This is a genomic window from Mesorhizobium sp. CNPSo 4689, assembly GCF_057784325.1.
Map to the genome: position 1 here is coordinate 1 of NZ_JBWLUZ010000053.1, position 19,423 is coordinate 19,423.

The 19,423-nt window shown below is 61.2% G+C and carries 17 protein-coding genes and 2 pseudogenes; 16 read left to right on the forward strand and 3 right to left on the reverse strand.

Annotated features, from left to right (window positions below; translation table 11 throughout):
- Positions 1-217: hypothetical protein (locus tag AC04SI_RS31135; RefSeq protein WP_488475549.1), on the reverse strand; the 217-nt coding region annotated here is incomplete at its 3' end.
- Positions 218-453: 236 nt separating this feature from the next.
- Between AC04SI_RS31135 and AC04SI_RS31140 the strand changes: the two are divergent.
- Positions 454-696, forward strand: a pseudogene (locus tag AC04SI_RS31140) (IS66 family transposase zinc-finger binding domain-containing protein); the annotation flags it as partial.
- A gap of 320 nt (positions 697-1,016) precedes the next feature.
- Here AC04SI_RS31140 and AC04SI_RS31145 read toward each other — a convergent pair.
- Both AC04SI_RS31145 and AC04SI_RS31150 read right to left on the reverse strand, forming a co-directional pair.
- The gene (locus tag AC04SI_RS31145) at positions 1,017-1,487 is read right to left on the reverse strand and encodes a phasin (RefSeq protein WP_404284267.1); all 471 of its coding nucleotides are present in this window, start codon (positions 1,485-1,487) and stop codon (positions 1,017-1,019) included.
- 638 nt (positions 1,488-2,125) lie between these two features.
- Positions 2,126-2,911 (reverse strand): GGDEF domain-containing protein, encoded by a 786-nt coding sequence (locus AC04SI_RS31150; RefSeq protein ID WP_404284265.1) that lies wholly within the window; start codon positions 2,909-2,911, stop codon positions 2,126-2,128.
- Positions 2,912-3,379: 468 nt separating this feature from the next.
- Here AC04SI_RS31150 and AC04SI_RS31155 point away from each other — a divergent pair.
- From AC04SI_RS31155 to nuoG, 15 genes and pseudogenes are all read left to right on the forward strand, one after another.
- A pseudogene (locus AC04SI_RS31155) lies at positions 3,380-3,695 on the forward strand (GYD domain-containing protein).
- 1,292 nt (positions 3,696-4,987) lie between these two features.
- Complete coding sequence (locus AC04SI_RS31160; protein WP_404284263.1) at positions 4,988-5,488, forward strand: NADH-quinone oxidoreductase subunit J; 501 nt, start codon at positions 4,988-4,990, stop codon at positions 5,486-5,488.
- On the forward strand, positions 5,488-5,790 hold the full coding sequence (gene nuoK, locus AC04SI_RS31165; protein ID WP_404284261.1) for an NADH-quinone oxidoreductase subunit NuoK: 303 nt from the start codon (positions 5,488-5,490) through the stop codon (positions 5,788-5,790). The genes AC04SI_RS31160 and nuoK overlap by 1 nt, the downstream gene beginning before the upstream one ends.
- A gap of 4 nt (positions 5,791-5,794) precedes the next feature.
- A complete protein-coding gene (locus AC04SI_RS31170; protein ID WP_404284260.1) occupies positions 5,795-7,258 on the forward strand; it encodes a monovalent cation/H+ antiporter subunit D family protein in 1,464 nt (487 codons plus the stop codon).
- Positions 7,255-7,509: a hypothetical protein gene (locus tag AC04SI_RS31175; RefSeq protein ID WP_404284258.1), complete on the forward strand. Its 255-nt coding sequence runs from the start codon at positions 7,255-7,257 to the stop codon at positions 7,507-7,509. Before AC04SI_RS31170 ends, AC04SI_RS31175 begins: the two co-directional genes overlap by 4 nt.
- Positions 7,502-9,262, forward strand: coding sequence for a Na(+)/H(+) antiporter subunit D (locus AC04SI_RS31180; RefSeq protein WP_404284257.1), 1,761 nt, complete (start codon positions 7,502-7,504; stop codon positions 9,260-9,262). Before AC04SI_RS31175 ends, AC04SI_RS31180 begins: the two co-directional genes overlap by 8 nt.
- Before the next feature lie 8 nt (positions 9,263-9,270).
- Positions 9,271-10,746, forward strand: a complete 1,476-nt coding sequence (locus AC04SI_RS31185) for an NADH-quinone oxidoreductase subunit M (RefSeq protein ID WP_404284255.1) — start codon at positions 9,271-9,273, stop codon at positions 10,744-10,746.
- Positions 10,743-12,182, forward strand: coding sequence for an NADH-quinone oxidoreductase subunit N (locus AC04SI_RS31190; RefSeq protein ID WP_404284254.1), 1,440 nt, complete (start codon positions 10,743-10,745; stop codon positions 12,180-12,182). The genes AC04SI_RS31185 and AC04SI_RS31190 overlap by 4 nt, the downstream gene beginning before the upstream one ends.
- Before the next feature lie 154 nt (positions 12,183-12,336).
- Positions 12,337-12,702 carry an NADH-quinone oxidoreductase subunit A gene (locus AC04SI_RS31195; protein ID WP_120018878.1) on the forward strand — a complete coding sequence of 122 codons (366 nt, stop codon included), beginning with the start codon at positions 12,337-12,339 and terminating at the stop codon, positions 12,700-12,702.
- Positions 12,690-13,193: a NuoB/complex I 20 kDa subunit family protein gene (locus AC04SI_RS31200; RefSeq protein WP_111547966.1), complete on the forward strand. Its 504-nt coding sequence runs from the start codon at positions 12,690-12,692 to the stop codon at positions 13,191-13,193. Before AC04SI_RS31195 ends, AC04SI_RS31200 begins: the two co-directional genes overlap by 13 nt.
- Positions 13,190-13,726, forward strand: coding sequence for an NADH-quinone oxidoreductase subunit C (locus tag AC04SI_RS31205; protein WP_404284252.1), 537 nt, complete (start codon positions 13,190-13,192; stop codon positions 13,724-13,726). Before AC04SI_RS31200 ends, AC04SI_RS31205 begins: the two co-directional genes overlap by 4 nt.
- A gap of 27 nt (positions 13,727-13,753) precedes the next feature.
- Complete coding sequence (gene nuoD, locus AC04SI_RS31210; protein WP_404284250.1) at positions 13,754-14,968, forward strand: NADH dehydrogenase (quinone) subunit D; 1,215 nt, start codon at positions 13,754-13,756, stop codon at positions 14,966-14,968.
- 17 nt (positions 14,969-14,985) lie between these two features.
- The gene (locus tag AC04SI_RS31215) at positions 14,986-15,498 is read left to right on the forward strand and encodes an NADH-quinone oxidoreductase subunit NuoE (RefSeq protein WP_404284249.1); all 513 of its coding nucleotides are present in this window, start codon (positions 14,986-14,988) and stop codon (positions 15,496-15,498) included.
- 6 nt (positions 15,499-15,504) lie between these two features.
- Complete coding sequence (gene nuoF, locus AC04SI_RS31220) at positions 15,505-16,770, forward strand: NADH-quinone oxidoreductase subunit NuoF (protein WP_404284247.1); 1,266 nt, start codon at positions 15,505-15,507, stop codon at positions 16,768-16,770.
- A gap of 33 nt (positions 16,771-16,803) precedes the next feature.
- On the forward strand, positions 16,804-19,392 hold the full coding sequence (gene nuoG, locus AC04SI_RS31225) for an NADH-quinone oxidoreductase subunit NuoG (protein WP_488475550.1): 2,589 nt from the start codon (positions 16,804-16,806) through the stop codon (positions 19,390-19,392).
- Positions 19,393-19,423 lie beyond the last annotated feature (31 nt).

The following is a 19,423-nucleotide window of genomic DNA, read 5'->3' on the forward strand; positions in this document are numbered from 1 at the left end:
TACTGCTAGCTAATTGGAATCGTCGCCCATGCGGCTTGCGACTCTCCACCTTGAAACTGCGAGATACGGGGACGTATATCGCGCCGAAATGCTCGCGATGCTGAGGCGGCAAGTTGTGCGGCACATCAAGCGCACGGACGCGTCGGCTCGAAAAGTCGAAGAAGCGCTGGCCAGGTTGGCTGAAGCAAACGCGCCCATGGACCGGCTCGCGCAGCATCAGTAGGGCTGCGCCGATGCGTAGCTGTGATCCTGTGGCCGATTGTGAGGCCAGTAGACGCGGATCGGCCCGTGATCGGGATGTTCCGTCGTCATTCGGCCATAAGCCATGACCGGGATGTCAGTGTCGACTGCGCCGGTCGCAAGGACTTGCCGCTCTCGTCGACAAGGATTTGCACAGTGACAGCCTTATCAGCGTTTAGAGGCAAGTAGCAGTTCGCGGACACGCTCGACATGATCTGCGCCTGCTGCGGCGGCGCGCTGCATCTCATTGGCGAAAGCGTGAGCGAGATGCTGGACTGGGTTCCGGCGCAGCTGCGCGTGATCCGCACCACGCGTCCCAAATACGCCTGCCGGACCTGCGAGAATGTGGTGCAGGCGCCGGCTCTGCCGATCCAGGTGCTGACAGCCAAGTATTGCGACCACACACCGCTCTATCGGCAGGCGCAAATCTTCGCCCGCCACGACGTTGTGGCAGAACTTCTCGGCATCGATACCGACGAAAAAGGTGCCAAGCTACGCATTGAGCAGATGCTCAAGGCATTGATTGCCGCCGGCCACTTCACTATTGAAACCCGGCCGGACAGCAAACGAATGCTCAAAAATACATCGTCGCCGTGCTGCCGCACCCTGAAAATTAGTGTTGCGGCAAGTGCGGCAAACTACCCACACATGTTCAGCCGCCCTACCACCCCGCCCCTTTCGGGGTGGGGTGGTAGGGCAAGGTAGTAGGGAAAGAAAAATGGAGGTGCGGCAAATCAGGTGCGGCCAGCGACCAAGTCGACGCCCCGAGGAAAAAGCTAGGCGACTTTGAGTTCCTTGACCGCCTTCTCGAAGGCGGACTTAATCGGCTTGGATACGTCCTCGACGGCTTTGGTCGTGACGGCCTGGAGTTCCTTGGACTGCTCGACGGCCGTTTCAACCTGCTTGCGGACGAACGCTGTCTGCAGTTCAACGAATTCGGAAGGCGACTTAACGGCAACTAGGGCTTCTAAGTGCGAGAAGGCGGCTTCAGTATTGGCGCGCAGAACGGCAATTGTTTTCAGCGACAGATCGCTGCCAACGGCTTTGGCGGTTTCGAAGCTCGACTCGAGAGCCTTCTGGGCGTCTTCAGAGCCCGCCTTGAATTTGGCAAGAACTTCTTTTGACTGTTCGACGCCCTTTTCAGCGGCAGCGCGGAACTCGGCCGTAGCCTTGGACGGATCGAAGGTCGGTAACGCGGTGCCTTCGATGGTATCAGGGGTTTTTTCAGCGGTGGACATAGTTTCCATCCTTCAGTGGACACCCCCAAGAACGCCTCGTTCATTTATGAAACCGACACAACCCAATAGCAACATTTTTGTGCGTTGCACCATGAATTTCTTCCCATGCGGTAACCAAGCGCTGAAGGCAGGGCGGCGCCTACAATCGCTGGCGGAACGGAACCTGGCGCCCCTGCATGCCTCTCATTCAGATTCAGATTTTTTCCCCGATTCTTTGATTAATTCCAGAAAATCAAAAACTGTCTTTCTTGAGAGTCAGGTTGCGGTCCTCGCGGCCCGCCTCGCGACAGCGCTGGCAATAGAGCACCTTTGGTCTACAACAATCTTACGAATACGGGCGAGGCGGGCCCGCCGTAGCGGCAAAAAGTGGTCTTTCCGCCAGTGCCAGGATCGGCATGGATCTTTGCAAGGGACGGCGACCACAACGGTGATAAACCGCTCGCAGCCTGTCTTAGAATAAATCAAATCCATGCCTGTTCCGGTGAAATAAAGGCACTCGTACAGGCCTGATGGTACTTTTTGCCCATGGTAGAGGACCGCGGCTGAAGTAGCGGACATCGCGCCAACGGCCACCGCCGCGCCTAAAACTGTCAGCACAACCAGACCACCGAGTGCCTTTTCCATCAGTCTGTCCCAAGCAAGGTCGGCTACGGTGTCACGACTCGCAACTTGGCTGCCTCCTGGTCGAACGAAACGCGGTTTCGTCCACGTTGTTTCGCTTTAAGTACGCACCGCCCCGCAGCACGGAGGACATCCTGAGGATCTGCATTATGAGGGATTTCCGCACCGCCGATGCTGACAGTCACCCTCACGCCATTTTGTTGCCCTTTGACCCAGGGACCCCCCTCAATATGCCGACGGATGTTCTCCGCTATGGTAATCGCCTGCTCTTTGCGCACGTTGCGTAGCAAGACCCCAAACTCTTCCCCACCAAGGCGGCCAATTGAGTCCCCTGGGCGTGTCGTATAGACGAGCGCCTTCGCGATCCGAACCAAGGTCTCGTCGCCCTTGGAATGTCCGTGCTCGTCATTGATCGAGGAGAAGTGATCTGGATCGATCAGGAGAAGCGTGTCGCATTCGCCTTCGTCGCGGCTTCTGTCCATCCTTGCGATGAACTCACCGCGGCTGAGGAGCCCGGTCATCTGATCGTGGCTGGTTACGAAGGTGAGCCTGTCGTGCGCCTCTCTCAAGGCAGTATGTGACTTCTCCAACTTGTCACATGTATCCTGGATCGTTTCGGACTGGGCGAAGATGTAGGCACTGACCGGCATTCCGATCAGAATGGGAATGAAGGTACATTCCACCCAACTCAGCCAGTCGATCGGCATCTGCAACGCAAGTCTAGCCGTAAACGACAGACCGAAGGTCGCAACGACAGCTATTGCCGTCACGACTAAAGATTTTCCCAGAATACGCTTGGCGCGCGGCGTCATATTGTTTCTTTAGACTTTAGCGCTGAACAGGCCGTTACCAAGTCGATTAAGATTATTCTGGCCTCGATGAGGGGGGTGATTTTTGCGATGGTTAAAATTCGAGTTTTTCGAATCTGCCGGCGTTAGTTTTCAAATGCTACGCCTCTGCTGCACGAACGGTGATCGTTGAATATGCGTGGCCCAGGTTGGATTAGAGATATACGGCAGGTTGAAGCTCAGCAGGTGCGAGATCGAATCGCTCAGCTTGAATGCGAACTGATCAATGCGGCCGCTTCCAAAGGCAAATCCAAATTGCAAAACGTTGGTCACGAACTTCGTTCGCAGAAAGCTCAGTTGGAACGCCTCGAACAATGCATAGCCTGGATGCCGAAGCGGGTATGATATTGCGCTTAAATTAGCTTGAGCGCATATTTCGTCAGCCGTGAACCTACCCTGTAAGCAGTTTAAGCGGCGACCCCGGAGGCGACCATGCCTATGTATCTCTCTCGGTTCAGCTATACGCCCCAGACCTGGGCGCGTTTGATCGAAAACCCCGAGGATCGACGCGAGGCGGCCCGTTCGTACATCCGGAAAGCTGCACGGGTTCTGGTACGCCTTCGGAGAGCATGATGGTTGGAATCTGTGGGAGGCGCCAGACATCGTGTCGATGGCATCCGTCGTACTTGCCATCGGTGCGGGGGGAGCGCTCAGCTCGTACGAGACCACCGTCCTCCTAAGCGTCGAAGAGACGATGGAGGCTCTTGGGAAGACGAAGTCGATCCGGTATCGCCCGCCGGGATCATAGGCGGCCCAGAGCGGCAATCTCGTCACAGGACTCGCCATAGGCCTTGGCATTGCGGTCGGTCTGGCCCTGCCCTGGCGGAGGCCGGCGGCCTGTGATCCTGACGCCGGCGCAGTTGGCCATGCTCATCGAAGGTATCGACTGGCGTGCGCCGAACCCCCGGCCAAGCAAGCGAACCGCGACACCTGGATGGATTTCGCTACGATGAACCGCGAGGGGTTTTCAGCTCCAGAGCAAGTGCGTTGATCAAGCTCGTCTCACAGCGTGTCCTGATGTTCCAATCTCTTTCATAAGCACACGCAATTCGGCTGGCGGTGCAAGGCAGAAAGTTCGAAAAGCTTCCAAGAACCCCAGCCCAACTGGATACCTTTCGACACCTCGCGTCCTCGAGAAGATTGGTGCTGGGCGACGTTTACTCGGACCGTCGCCGATAGGAAAACACCGCTTCCTCGATAGTGGGTTTGGCGATGTAGCGGTCTCCCGCTACCAACTTCTGATTAACAAACTGAAATATATAATAAATCTTCCCTTCGGTGGTGGCGCTCCCGGGCGGAATTTCCCAATGAAATCAACGGAGCATCCCACTCAAAAGTAGCCTTGAGTTCACAAGTTGTGTCTCGATGATGTGAAGGGGCAGCCGTTGCCCTGGCGCTCGTACTCCACAGTATGGGACTTGGCGGGAGATCGAGTGCTAGTACATGTCGCCCAAAGAGCGCGCAGCGGTTTTGGGATAACGACATGCATAAAAACAAGAACTTAAGGCGCGTCGTAAGAGGCCGTCTGAGGCCGTCTAAACGCGACGCGTTTTAGCGAACTGAGCCGTGGTGGGGCCCGGAGGATATATCAAGAACGTTGATTTAATTGGCTTTTTCGTGGGCCAGGATTCTCAAATTCCCGCATTGTTCCGTATGGCCCTCGCCGCAATCGACTTGTGCGAATGCAAGCGAAGGCTTGCGCGAGGTTCACGGCCATCAGATTGAACGACGAAGGTGCGCCACTGCCGCGCGATGAGCGCCCGCCATGCCTGGCAAACCGTTGATGTCAGCGCCTCTTCCAAGCCTAGTGTTTGTCGGGCAACAGCACTCTGAGTGACACCCAACTCTTCCGAGGCAACCCAGAAATTGAGCTGGCGCGCTTCTCTCTCAAATATGAGTAGTGAGTTTAGCACAGCACTAAACCACGATAATCTTGTGAAAAATCCGATACTCGGGCACAATTTGTGTACGGAAGTGGACAGCTATCTCAAGTCCGGCCTGTCGCGTCGCGTGACAGTTTGCGTCGGAGGAGCGGCGTCGATGGATCAGGGGTTCTTTCTTCTGTTCGCTGCGGCGTCCGTGGTCACGGCCTTGACCTTGGTCCTGGCGCGGAATCCAGTTCACAGCGCATTGGCGCTGATGGCGTGTTTCCTGCAGATATCGGCGATCTTCGTCTTGCTCGAGGCGCCGTTGCTCGCGGTCATCCAAATTTTCGTCTATGTCGGCGCGATCATGGTCCTCTTCCTATTCGTGATCATGATGATTGATGTGCGCGAAGCGGTGTTGCAGCGGTTCTTGCCGGGCAGCAACCTGCCTGTTTTGGTGCTGCTCGTCCTGCTTGGGGTCGAGATGCTTGTACTGGTGCTCAGGAGCGACCGCTTTTCGGTCGCGGAGCCCGTCGCAATGCGCACCGGCGGTGAGGTCAGGCAGCTCAGCACGACGCTTTTCGCCGACTATCTCCTGCCGTTTGAAGTCGCCTCCGTCATCCTGCTGGCGGCCCTGGTGGGCGCCATCGTGCTGGCGCGGAAGGAGCCGCAGTGATGGTGCCGCTCTGGTGGTATATCGTGCTCGGAGTGGTCCTGTTCGTGATCGGTGCGGCGGGCGTACTGCTCAGACGCAATATCCTGGTCGTGCTGATGTCGCTGGAACTGCTGCTTAACTCGGTCAACATCAATTTCATCGCTTTTGGGCATTACTACGACGACTTCCGCGGGCAGATTTTCGCAATCTTCGTCATCGCAATCACTGCTGCGGAGGTTGCCGTTGCCCTCGGCATCTTGGTCGCCCTCACGAGGAACACGTCCACCCTCAAGGTCGACGAAGTGACCATGATGAAAGGATAGCGGCTTGGACCCGGTGATATCGATCCGGCCGCTGCTTGCCGTTGCCGTCGCAGGTCTGGCGGCCCTTGCAGTTCTCCTTCTAAACAAACGCGAGAAACTTCGCGATGCCGTCTCGCCGTTGGCCGCGATCGCCATGTTCGCAATTGTCGCCTCAATGGCGCCCACGGTGCTGGCGGGCGGGACAGTCGATTTGCGCCTGTTCGAGATTCTGCCGGGGATCGACTTCGCGTTCCGTGTCGATGCGCTCGGCATGGTGTTTGCCACCGTCTCGTCGCTGCTGTGGATCGTGGCGTCGATCTATTCCATCGGCTACATGCGGCACTTGAATGAGCATGCGCAGACCCGTTTCTTCGCCTGCTTCGCCGCCAGCCTCGCGGCAGCCGCCGGGGGCGCCTTTGCCGCCAATTTGTTCACGTTGGTGATCTTCTACGAGCTGCTGAGCCTCGTTACCTATCCGCTTGTCTACCACCACGAGGACGAGGAGGGATGGACGGGCAGCCGCAAGTACCTCGTCTATTTGATGGGCGCGTCGAAAAGCGTGCTTCTCGCCGCGCTGGCGCTGACTTACCAGATTGCGGGGTCGCTCGACTTTGTGGCGGGGGGGCTATTGGCGGGGGTCGACGCCTCGGCGCCGCTGCTGACCGTCGTCTATTTCTGCTATCTCTTCGGCTTCGCCAAGGCCGCGGTGATGCCGATGCACGCCTGGCTGCCTGCCGCGATGGTGGCGCCGACACCGGTTAGCGCGCTCTTGCATGCGGTGGCCGTCGTCAAGATGGGTGTGTTCTGCGTGCTGCGTGTGGTGTTCCACGTCTTCGGCGCAGGGCTGGTGGGCGGGCTGGGGCTCGGCATCGCCACGGCCTATGTGGTCTCGTTCACGATCCTGATGGCGTCCATCTACGCCCTGACGCGGGACGACCTGAAGGCACGGCTCGCCTACTCGACGGTCAGCCAACTCTCCTACATCGTGCTGGGCGCGGTTCTGCTGTCGCCCGTCGCGATGGTCGGGGGGATCATCCACATCGCGGCGCATGCATTCTCGAAGATCACGCTCTTTTTCTGCGCCGGGTCGATCTATTGCGCGTCTGGCAAGCGGAATATCAGCGATATGGCCGGCATCGGCCGCAGGCTGCCCTGGACGATGGGGGCGTTCTTCGTTGGCTCGCTCAGCATGATCGGGGTGCCGCCGACTGCGGGCTTCATCAGCAAGTGGTATCTGGCGCTCGGCTCGGTGGAGGCCGGGGAGACCTCGTTCCTTATCGTGCTCTTGGTAAGTTCGGTCCTGAACGCCGCCTATTTCCTGCCGGTCAGCTATGTCGCTTTTTTCGGGAAGGAAGCGCAGGAATTCCCGACGACCGTTCGTGAAATTCCGATGTTGACGATCCCGCTGGTCGCGACCGCCATCCTGTCGGTGTCGATGGGCATCTTCCCGGATTATTTCCTCGCCCTGGCGGAAAGAGTCGTCAGATGATCAAGCGCGTCGTCGATTTCTTTGGTGACGGAAAATATGTGACCCAGCGCCACCGGCTGTTCTATCTGGTGCTCGTTCTGATCGTCGTCGCCGACTTTCTGGTCTCCCGCGAACACGCCGAATACCTGTGGGACCGCCTGCCTGGCTGGTCCGCCGTCTACGGCTTCGGCTCCTGCGTGCTTCTGATTTTCGTTGCCAAGTTCCTCGGCCATCAGGGTGGGCTCATGCGGCGCGAGGACTATTATGACTGACTTCGCCCATCCCGGCCTACTGTTCATTCTCGGCGCTCTTCCGATCCCCTTCCTGAAGGGGTCTGTCCGCAAGGCCTATGTGCTGCTGATCCCAACGCTGGCGATCCTCGCCGTGCTCACGATGCAGCCTGGCAGCTACGGCGCGGCGCGATTCATCGGGCAGGAAATCCTGATCGCGAAAGTCGACAAGCTGAGCATCGTTTTCGCTACCGTTTTCACCATCATGGCGCTGTTCGGGATGGTCTACGCGTTGCACCTGACGCGCGCCGGCCAGCATGTGGCGGCGTTCGTCTACGGCGGCAGCGCGCTCGGAGTGGTGTTCGCCGGCGACTACCTGACTCTGTTCATGTTCTGGGAAGGTATGACGTTTGCCTCTGCCTACCTGGTCTTTGCCCAGCGCAGCGAGCAGGCGTTCCGCGCAGGGTTCCGCTACCTCATGGTCCATATCACCGGCAGCGTTGCCCTGCTCGGCGGCATCATTCTCCATGGGTTCGCCACCGGTTCGCTGCTCTTCGGCCCGATCGAGGGAGGGCTGGGCTTCGCCACCTGCCTGATCCTTGCCGGGTTCATACTCAACGCCGCGGTGCCGCCACTCAACGCCTGGCTGACTGACGCCTACCCGGAAGCGACCGTCACCGGGGCCGTATTCATGAGCGCCTTCACCACGAAGACCGCCGTCTATGTGCTGGCGCGGGCGTTTCCGGGGACCGATCTTCTTGTCTGGCTCGGCACTGTGATGGCGCTTTACGGCGTTATCTACGCTGTGCTGGAGAACGATTGCCGGCGGCTCTTGGCCTATCACATCGTCAGCCAGGTGGGCTACATGGTGGTGGGCATCGGCATCGGAACCGAGATGGCGGTGAACGGCGCCGTCAGCCATGCCTTCGCGCATATCCTCTACAAGGCGCTCCTCTTCATGGGCGCGGGGGCGGTGATCCACGTCACCGGGCGGCGCAAGCTCACCGAACTCGGAGGGCTCTACAAAACCATGCCGGTAACCCTTGCGCTCTACATGGTTGGCGCCTTTGCGATCTCGGCATTCCCGTTCTTCTCAGGCTTCGTCACCAAGTCGATGGTGGTGGCCGCCGCCGGACAGGATCATCGCGCGCTGGTGGTGCTGGCCCTGACAATGGCGTCGTCAGGGACGTTCCTGCACACCGGGCTCAAGCTCCCGTACTACATGTTCTTCGGCACGGACCAAGGGCTGGAAGCGCGAGAACCGCCGCGCAACATGCTGGTAGCGATGGGCATGGCAGCGGTGCTCTGCATCGCGATCGGGGTGTTCCCCCAGACGCTCTACGCGCTTCTGCCCTATCCGGTCGACTTCGAACCCTACACCGGCGTCCATGTCACCGAGAGCCTCGGCGTGCTGATGTTCACCGCCTTGGGCTTCGTCATGTTCCTCAAGGCGCTCGACCCCGAGAATACGATCAGCATCGATACCGACTGGTTCTATCGCACAGGCGCGCGGCACTTCATGTGGCTCGCCGAAAAACCGCTGGCGCGCTACGAGAAGGCGGTGAGCGATGTGTCCGAGACGGCGGCGCTGCCCCTTCTGCACGGGATGGCACGGGCAGGACTGCGGATCGATCTCCACGGCGTGGACGCCTTGGTGAACGCCGTCGCTCGCGCGATCCTGCTCGGCGGTGGGGCGCTGCGGCGGCTCCAAAGCGGCGTCGTGACCCATTACGCGCTGGCGATGATCGCTGGTGTGATCGCGGGGATCGCCGTATTCGCTGTAGCGTGGCGGTAGGGGGCGCGATGGAGCTCCCACTACTTAGCCTCATCGTGTTCACGCCCGTCGCCGGGGCAGCGGTGCTGTTGTTTCTACACCACGACGATGCGGTGCGCTGGACGGCGCTGGCTGTCACCGTCCTCGACCTCACACTCTGCATCACTATGCTGACCGGCTTTGACACCACTACCCACGAGATGCAGTTCACCGAGACGCACCCGTGGGTGCCCGCGCTCGGGATCACTTATTCGCTTGGTATCGACGGAATCAGCGCGCTCTTCGTGTTCCTGACCGCGCTGTTGGGCTGGATCTGCGTGCTTGCCTCGTGGGTTGCGATCGACCGCAAGGTGAAAGAGTTCATGGTCAGTCTGCTGGTCATGCAGGCGCTGATGCTGGGGGTGTTCTGTGCGCTCGACCTGTTCCTGTTCTACGTCTTCTGGGAGGCGATGCTGATCCCGATGTACCTGATCATCGGCGTCTGGGGCGGCGACGGCCGGGTCTATTCAGCGTTCAAGTTCTTCCTCTATACGCTGGCAGGCAGCCTCATGTTCCTGATCGGTGTCATCGTGCTCTATTTCCACGGTGGTGAGACCTTCGACATCCGTGCCCTGATGGCGCAGGATTTGCCGTTCCGGGTCCAGTCATGGCTGTTCTTCGCCTTCCTGATCGCCTTCGCGGTCAAGGTGCCGATGGTCCCGGTCCATACCTGGCTGCCGGACGCCCATGTGCAGGCGCCGACGGCGGGCAGCATCATCCTCGCCGGTGTGCTCCTGAAGATGGGCGCCTACGGGTTCCTGCGGTTCTCGCTGCCAATGCTGCCGGAGGCGTCGGTGCACTATTCGATGCTGATGCTGGCGCTTTCGGCGCTTGCAATCGTCTATGGTGGGTTGCTTGCTCTGGCACAGGACGACCTGAAGAAGCTGGTGGCCTATTCCAGCATCAGCCACATGGGCCTCGTGACGCTGGGGATTTTCACGCTGAACCTCCGTGGGCTCGAGGGCGGCATCCTGCAAATGTTCAATCATGGCATAACGACGGGCGCGTTGTTCCTGTTCGTGGGCCTTATCTACGAGCGGACCCATACCCGCAGCATCGCGGATTATGGCGGGCTGATGAAGGCGGCGCCGGTCTATACGGCGTTTCTTGCGCTGTTCGCCCTGTCGTCGATGGCGCTGCCGGGAACGAATTCGTTCGTGGGCGAGTTGCTGGTGCTGTCGGGCGCGTTCGCAGCCAGCCTGGCTGTCGGCGGCGCTGCCGTTCTTGGGGCTTTGCTGGGCGCGGTCTATCTGCTTGGCATGTATCGGAAAGTCGCGCTTGGTCCGGCCAGCATCGGCGTGCGGTTCAAGATCCGCGACGTGAACGCCCGCGAGATGGCGGCGATCCTGCCGCTAGCCGTCTTCGTTCTTTGGGTCGGGCTCTATCCGAAGCCCTTTCTCGAAATCATCGATGCCTCGGTGAAGCATCTACTAGCGCAGGTGCACGGTAAGGGGAGCGCCCAATGACCGCTGCTGCGCTTTTCCAGTCGATTCTGGCGAGCCTGCCCGAGATCGTCGTGGTTACCGGGGCCTGCATCCTGCTGATCCTGGGGCAGTTTGTGCGGAAGGGGCAGGAACATTTCCTTGTCTGGGCTTCAGGCGCGGTCGTGCTGATTGCCGCCCTGGGGACACTCATGCTGGCGGGCGAGGTGCGGCCGGCCTACTCGGGCATGTTCGTCGCCGACCGCTTCGCGGCCTTCTTCAAGGTCGTGTTCTACATGGTCACAGTTCTGACATTCCTTCTTTCGCGAAAATATGCCGAGATCGAAGGGATCGGGAGCAGTGAATACTATGTACTGCTGCTCTTGGCGCTTTCGGGAATGATGATCATGGCCTCGGCGACCGACCTCCTGTCGATCTATGTAGGCCTCGAACTGATGGTACTCTGCACCTATGTGTTGACCGGCTTCCTGCGGCAGCAGCGGCGGTCGAACGAAGCGGCGCTGAAATACGTGATCCTTGGCGGGGTCTCGACCGGGATTTTCCTTTACGGCGTTTCGCTGATCTACGGGCTCACCGGCACGACGCAGTTGGACAGGATGGCTGCGGCGGTGACCGGTGATCCGCTCGATCCCGGATTGCTCCTGGCTGTGGTTTTTATCGTCGCGGGGCTGGTATTCAAGGTCGGCGCGGTGCCGTTCCATATGTGGGTCCCGGACGTCTATGAAGGCGCGCCTACGACGATCACCGCCTTCATGTCGGTGGGGCCCAAGGCAGCGGCGTTCGCTGTGATCCTGCGGGTGTTCCTCAACCCACTGGTCGCAGCCTCGAACGTCTGGATCATCGTCGCGGTCATTGCAGCAGTGACGATGGCGCTCGGCAGTTTCGTGGCGCTGGTGCAGGACAATTTCAAGCGCCTCTTGGCCTATTCCAGCATCGCCCATGCCGGGTTCGCCATGTTCGGCGTGGCGGCCGGCGGTGCGGACGGGGTCGCCAGCGTGATGCTCTATTTGCTGATCTATGCGTTCATGAACCTCGGCATCTTCGGCATCGTCATCATGATGCGGAACGGCGATTTCTCGGGCGAGGTCATCGAGGACTACGCTGGTTTCGCCAAGTCGCATCGCGGGCTGGCGCTTCTGATGCTGCTTTATCTGTTCTCGTTGGCCGGCATTCCGCCGACAGCCGGGTTCTTCGCCAAGTTCTACGTGCTCGTCGCACTCGTCGAGCGGGGTTTCGTCATGCTGGCGCTGATCGCAGTGCTGCTGAGCGCCGTTGCCGCCTACTTCTACATCCGCATCGTGATGGTGATCTACATGCGCGAGCCAGAGGGCGCGTTCGACCCGGCGCTGACGCCCGCGGTCGGCGCCACACTCGCCTTAACCGCTGCCGGCACCATCGGCATCGGCTTATTTCCGGCGTGGTTTCTGAGGCTTGCTCAACATGCCGCAGTTGGCGGCTGATCGATTGGATTTGCAATGATCCGGCCGACGGAATACTCTGGCCGTGCAAGAAAGGAATGCCCAAGTCGCTTTCCAGGGCGCCCGCATCACCGGTCCCAAAGGGGTCGGTAGCGGCCTGAGCAAAGCCCTCGGTAGGTGACCGGGGCTACGCGACGTGACCGGAATGGAGTTCCTGCCGGTTCTTTTCATGGTCGCCGGAATTGTTCTGGTGGCGATGGTTACGCTTTTTGTCTCCTCGCTACTGCGCCCATCCAATCCCTATCCCGCGAAGAACATGCCCTATGAATGCGGCATGGACCCGGCGGGCGAAGCCGCCGGAGGCCGCTTCAGGGTGCAGTTCTTCATCATCGCAATTCTATTTGTCGTCTTCGATGTCGAGACGATGTTCCTTTTTCCCTGGGCCGTTGTCCTGAAAGAGATCGGGCTAGTCGGCTATGTCGAGATGTTCATCTTCATTTTGCTGCTTCTCGTGGGCTTCGCCTACGCCTGGCTGAAGGGAGCGCTGGAATGGGAGGCGTAAACAACGCGATCCGCGACAGCGTGCTGTTCACTACGGCCGACAGCCTTATCAGCTGGAGCCGAAGGTCGGCGCTGTGGCCCGAAACCTTCGGCATTGCCTGCTGCGCCATCGAGATGATCTCGGCGGGGTGTGCCCGCTACGATCTCGACCGCTTCGGCGTGGTGTTCCGGCCTTCGCCGCGCCAGTCCGACGTGATGATCATCGCCGGCACCATAACGCGGAAATTCGCGCCCGTGGTGCGCCGGCTCTATGACCAGATGCCGGAGCCGCGCTGGGTCATCGCCATGGGCACCTGCGCCATCTCGGGCGGGGTCTACAACACCTATGCGGTGGTGCAGGGGGCGGAGACCTTCGTGCCGGTGGACGTGCATGTGCCCGGCTGCCCGCCGCGGCCCGAGGCGCTGATGCACGGCTTCCTTCTGCTTCAGGAGAAGATCAAGAAATCCAGGGCGCTGGCCGGGACGCCTCTGGACCGGGTCGCGGTACCATGAGCGCGGAGACGTCCCTCATCCGCACCCTGATCGCGGAACGTTTCGGGGAGGCAATCGAGGAGCTTGGCTTCTCGCATGGGGTTCACGCTTTCGCCGTTCCGCCTGACATGATCGTCGAGCTTTGCCGGTTCCTCAAGGAACACCCGGCGCTGCGGTTCGATTTCCTGTCCGACATCTGCGGGGTCGATCATTACCCCGAGATGCCCCGCTACGAGGCGGTGTACCACCTCTATTCGCTGCCGAACAAATGGCGCGTTCGCATCAAGTGCCGCCTCGGCGATCCGCCGCGGGTCCCGTCGGTGACGGGGGTCTGGCGCACCGCCAACTGGCACGAGCGCGAGGCCTGGGACATGTACGGGATCAGGTTCGAGGGCCACCCCGACCTGCGCCGGATCTATATGTGGGAAGGGTTCGAGGGCTTCCCGCAGCGCAAGGACTTTCCGCTCCGGGGCTACAAGGACAAGCTGAACCCGTTTGGCGCCGAAGGCCCGCCGCCGACACAGCCCGACCTTGCCACCAAGGACATTCCATAGGGAGGCCGTTCCACACCGGGACTTGAGATGACCGAAGTCACGGAACTGAGCTTGCCAGAAGCCGATGCGCCCCACACCAGGGAGGTGCTTCTCAACCTCGGCCCGCAGCATCCCAGCACGCATGGGGTGCTGCGGCTCGTCCTCGAGTTGGACGGCGAATATGTCGCACGCGTGGACCCGCATATCGGTTACCTCCACCGCGGCACCGAGAAACTGGCCGAGAGCTTTACCTACACCCAGATCTTCCCGCTGACCGACCGGCTCGACTACCTCTGCCCGCCCTCGAACAACCTGGCCTTCGCGCTTGCAGTGGAGAAGCTCCTGGGCATCGAAGCGCCGATCCGCGCACAATATATCCGCGTGTTGATGGCCGAACTGGCGCGGATTTCCGGTCATCTCCTGATCATCGGCGCGCTCCCGATGGACCTGGGCGCCATGACGGCGTTGCTTTACGCCATGCGCGAGCGCGAAATGATCATGGACCTAATGGAGATGATCAGCGGGGCGCGCATGCACACCTCCTTCTGCCGGGTCGGCGGTGTGCGCGAGGACCTGCCCGACGGGTTTTTCCCCAAGATCAGGGAGTTCTGCGATATCTTCCCGAACCGGATACGCGACTATGAACGGCTGCTTGAGAACAACCGCGTGTTCCTGAAGCGCACGCAGGGGATCGGCGTGATCTCCGCCGCGGACGGCATCGATCTGGGCCTAAGTGGCCCGAACCTGCGCGCCTCGGGCGTCGACTGGGACATCCGCCGCGACGAGCCCTATGAGATCTACGACCGACTCGCGTTCAACGTTATTACCCGCGATGAAGGCGATTGCTACGCGCGCTGGCGATGCCGCGTCGAGGAAATGCGCGAGAGCGTACGGATCATCGAGCAATGCCTCGACCATATGCCCGACGGGCCGTTCCAGATCGACATGCCGACAATCGCCTTCCCGGTGGACAAGGACAGGGTGCACTGCTCGATGGAGGCGCTGATCCAGCATTTCGACCTGTCGGCTTATGGCTTCAAAGTGCCGAAGGGCGAGGTCTATTCGGCGATCGAGGCGCCAAAGGGCGAACTCGGGTTTTACATCATCAGCGACGGGTCGCAAAAACCGTTCCGTATGAAGGTGCGGGCACCGTCGTTCGTCAACCTTCAGGGACTGTTCGGGGTCACCAACGCGCGCTACCTGGCGGACATGATCGCCGTGCTCGGCAGCCTCGACCCCGTGATGGCGGAGGTGGACAAGTAGCAGGGGATTTGGACGCGATGACCATGCGCGAAAAGATCGAAGAGGCGGCGGCGCGGTATCCCGACCAGCGCTCGGCGATCATGCCCGCGCTTCTGATCGCGCAGGGAGAGCATGGCCATCTGCCCGGCCCGGTGTTGGAAGAGGTCGCCGACATCCTCGGTGTCGAGCGGATCTGGGTCTACGAACTGGCGACCTTCTACACCCTCTTCCATACCGAGCCGGTGGGTATGTTCCACCTGCAGCTCTGCGACAACGTCTCCTGCATGCTGTGCCGATCCGAGGTCCTGCTGAGGCACCTAGAGGCTGCGCTGGGGATCAAGAATGGCGGTACGACGCCGGACGGGCTGTTCACCCTTTCGACCGTCGAATGCCTCGGCGCTTGCGAGATGGCCCCGGTGATGCAGGTCGGCGACGACTATCACGGCGACCTCGACATCGCGCGGATCGACGCGCTTCTGGACAGGCTGCGTGCGACGGTGCGGCAGGCGGCTGGCGCCGATCTCGCCGCCGCAGGACCGCCGGGAGAATAGCGCGCCATGTTCGAACCCGTCCTTCTCAGGAACGTGGACGTGCCGGATGGCCATCTGCTCTCGACCTACGAAGCCGGTGGTGGCTACCAGGCACTGGCCAAGGCGCTTCGCGAGCACACGCCCGACGAGATCATCGACCTCGTCAAGAAATCCAACCTGCGCGGTCGCGGCGGGGCCGGATTCCCAACCGGGGCGAAATGGAGCTTCGTGCCTAAGCGTGCCGGCAAGCCGAAATACCTGTGCTGCAATGCCGATGAGGGCGAGCCGGGCACCTTCAAGGACCGGATCATCATGGAGCGTGACCCGCACCAACTGATCGAGGGCATGGCGATCAGCGCCTACGCGATAGGAGCAGAAACCGCCTATGTCTACATCCGCGGGGAATACACGCTGGCGATCTGCCGGCTGGAGCGGGCGATCGCCGAGGCTCATGCGAAGGGTTATCTGGGAACGCGGATTCTGGGCTCGAATTTCAGCTTCGTCGTGCACATCCATTGCGGCGCCGGCGCCTATATCTGCGGCGAGGAGACCGCGATGCTCGACTCGCTCGAAGGCAAGCGGGCGCAGCCGCGACTGAAACCGCCGTTTCCGGCGGTCGAAGGGCTCTACGCCAGCCCGACCGTGATCAACAACGTCGAGACGCTGGCCTGCGTACCGCATATCGTGGAGCGAGGGCCGGACTGGTTCCGCGGCATCGGCCCGGACAAGAGCCCCGGCCCGAAGCTCTATTGCCTCAGCGGACAGGTACGGAAACCGGGCCTTTACGAACTGCCGATGGGGATACCGCTGCGCGAACTGGTCGAGGACTGCGCCGGCGGGCCGCTACCGGGGCGCAAGCTCAAGGCGGTGATCCCAGGCGGGGTCTCGGCGCCGCTGATCCCGGAGCGCGGGCTGGACGTGCGGATGGACTTCGACTCGCTGGCCGCCGCTGGCTCGATGCTCGGCTCGGCCGGGGTGATCGTGATCGACGACTCGACCTGCGTTGTCAAAGTCGCCACCCGGATCATCGAGTTCTTCCACCACGAGTCCTGCGGCAAGTGCACCCCCTGCCGCGAAGGGTTGAACTGGGTCGTGAAAGTCCTGCGCCGGGTCGAGGCAGGCCAGGGCGAGCCGGGCGATCTGGAACAGCTGGAGGCGCTCTGCAAAGGCATTTTCGGCAACACGTTCTGCGCTCTGGGCGACGGCGCGGCGATGGGCCTGCGGGCAGCACTGGCGCATTTCGAGCATGAATTCGTCGCGCATATCGAAGAGCGGAGGTGCCCGTTTCACTGAGGAGGACGCAGCGAGAGGACCGCGAGGAAAGCCATGGTTAGCGTGACAATCGATGAACGAATGCTGGAAGTGGAGGCCGGCTCTACTGTGCTCCAGGCCGCCGAGCGTTTGGGCATCGACATCCCGACCTTCTGCTATCTGAAACGGCTACCGGCGCTGGCCTCCTGCCGCATGTGCTTGGTGGAGATTGAGGGGCAGCGGCGGCTACAGCCTGCTTGCGCCACCGCGGTCACCGACGGCATGGTGGTGCGGACGAATACGCAGCTGATCGACGAAACCCGCTCTTCCATGCTCGACATGCTGCTCGCCAACCACCCCCTCGACTGCCCGATCTGCGACAAGGGCGGCGAGTGCGAGCTTCAAGACATGGTGATGGCATACGGGCCCCGCACAAGCCGGTTCCGCGATGCCAAACGTGTGTTCCACTCCGAGGACATCCGTCTCAGCCCGGTCATCATCATGAACGTCAACCGCTGCATCCAGTGCCAGCGCTGCGTCAGGATGTGCGAAGAAGTCGTCGGCGCGGTAGCCTTGGGCACCGTCGAAAAAGGCATGGATACCGCCATCACTGGCTTCGAGGGCAGTCTCGCGAGTTGCGATCAATGCGGCAATTGCGTCGAGGTCTGCCCAGTCGGCGCGCTGATGAGCTTCCCCTATCGCCACAAGGCGCGGCCCTGGGATCTGGTCGAGACCGACACGGTCTGCCCGCATTGCGGCACCGGCTGCCAACTGACCGTCGGCACGCGCAAAGGCGAGTTCATGCGGGTCCGCTCGAAGGTGGAGCACGGAGTCAACCGCGAAACGCTCTGCGTGCGCGGGCGCTTCGGCCTGGATTTCGTCGGGCGTCAGGACCGGATCAAGCGGCCGATGATCCGTCGTGACGGGGTCCTGGTTCCGGCTTCCTGGGACGAAGCGGGGGACTACCTCCGCCGGCGGCTGTCGGCAGTCGCCAGCAAGGCTGCGGGCGGGCTGGCCTCGCCGCGCCTGCCCAACGAGGTGCTTTATCAGTTCCAGAAGCTGATGCGGACAGCATTCCAGACCAACAATATCGACTGCTCCTCGCGCTGGTCCACGCCCTTTGATGCGCTCGGCCCGTTGGTGGCCGCCTTCTACACCCGCACGCCGCTGGAGGAGGTGATCGGCAACGACTGTGTGCTTGTCGTCGGTGGCAACGTGACGGACGAAAACCCAGTCACCGAATATTTGCTTCGAGACTGTGTACGGCGGCGACAGACCAGGTTACTCATGCTCTCGGCGCGGCCATCCCGTCTGGACGCCGATGCGCGGGCGGTCGTTCGCGTGCCGCCGGGCGGTGAGGCTCAGGGCCTTGCCACGGTGGTGAGCGGACTGGGGGCGGCTGGTCAGGCACTGCCGGGCGACGTTTTTACGAACAGCGGCGCAACAACTGGCCGGCCAGCAGCGGCCACCGACAGCGACGGTCCGGACCGCCTGGCTGCAGCGCTGCTGGAAGGCAGGAGCGTCACCGTGCTTGTCAGCGCCGACCTCTTGAGATCACCCCTAGCGCGCGCGACGTTGTACCAGCTCAACAACCTTTTGCAGGTTCTGCGCGCACTCGGTAAGGGGCTGGCGATGCAGTTCCTCTTCGACCGTGCCAACCAACTGGGCGCCTGGGACATGGGCGTTCTGCCGGCGGCGCTGCCGGGGCTGCGCGCGCTCGCCAATGATGCGGCGCGCGCAACTCTCGAACGGGCCTGGGGCGCCGAAATCCCGTCTGAACCGGGTGTGGATTTCGATGCCATGCTGGAGCTCTGTGACAGGAAGCGAATGGGTGCGCTCTATATCGCCGGAAGCGACCCCCTGATGTCTTATCCCGATCGGGGATTCGTGCAGCGGGCGCTTCGCGCCGCCGATCTCCTGATCGTGCAGGACGCGTTCCTCACGGATACGGCGGGCCTGGCGGATGTCGTGCTGCCCGCGGCGAGTTATGGCGAGGAATCCGGTACGTTCACCAACAACGAAGGCCGCACACAGAAGGTCTGCAAGTTCCGCGAACCCGCCCTCGAGGCGCGGCAAAATCTGGCGATATTCGACTTCGTTGCGGCGCTTCGCGGCCAAGCGTTGCGGCCGTCGATCCATGACGAAATCTTCGGCGAGATTGCCCGGCTGGTTCCGGCCTACCAAGGGTTGACGCAGGACGGGCTTGGCGCCGACGGAGCTTTCACGAAGGCGGCCTTTGCGCCACCGGTTGGCGAGTTCTACGTCCTCCCGCCTGCCCCCATTTCAGCCGACCGGCTCATGCTGGTCACCGGCAACTGCCTGTTCCACAACGGATATCTTTCCGAGCGCTCGGAGATCCTGAATACGGTCGCGGATGACCCATATGTCGAGATAAGCGCGCCGGATGCGGTGCGGCTTGACCTTTCGGATGGCGATCAGGTGGTCGTGCGATCCGCCCAGGGCGAATTGACGGCGAAGCTCAAGGTCAATAAGCGTTTCCCCGCGGGCCTCGTGTTCGTTCCCGAAAACTACAGAACCCTGCGTCTCAACAGCCTGATGCGGCGGGGCGAATACCCATGTCCGGTGGAAGTTCAAATGGCGCACGCGGCCTTCGAGATCGCCACTGTCGCCGGGGTCGAGGCGCGTCCTGAGAATCTGGGCTGAGGCACTACGCGCTCCCCACCGGCAGCCCGCC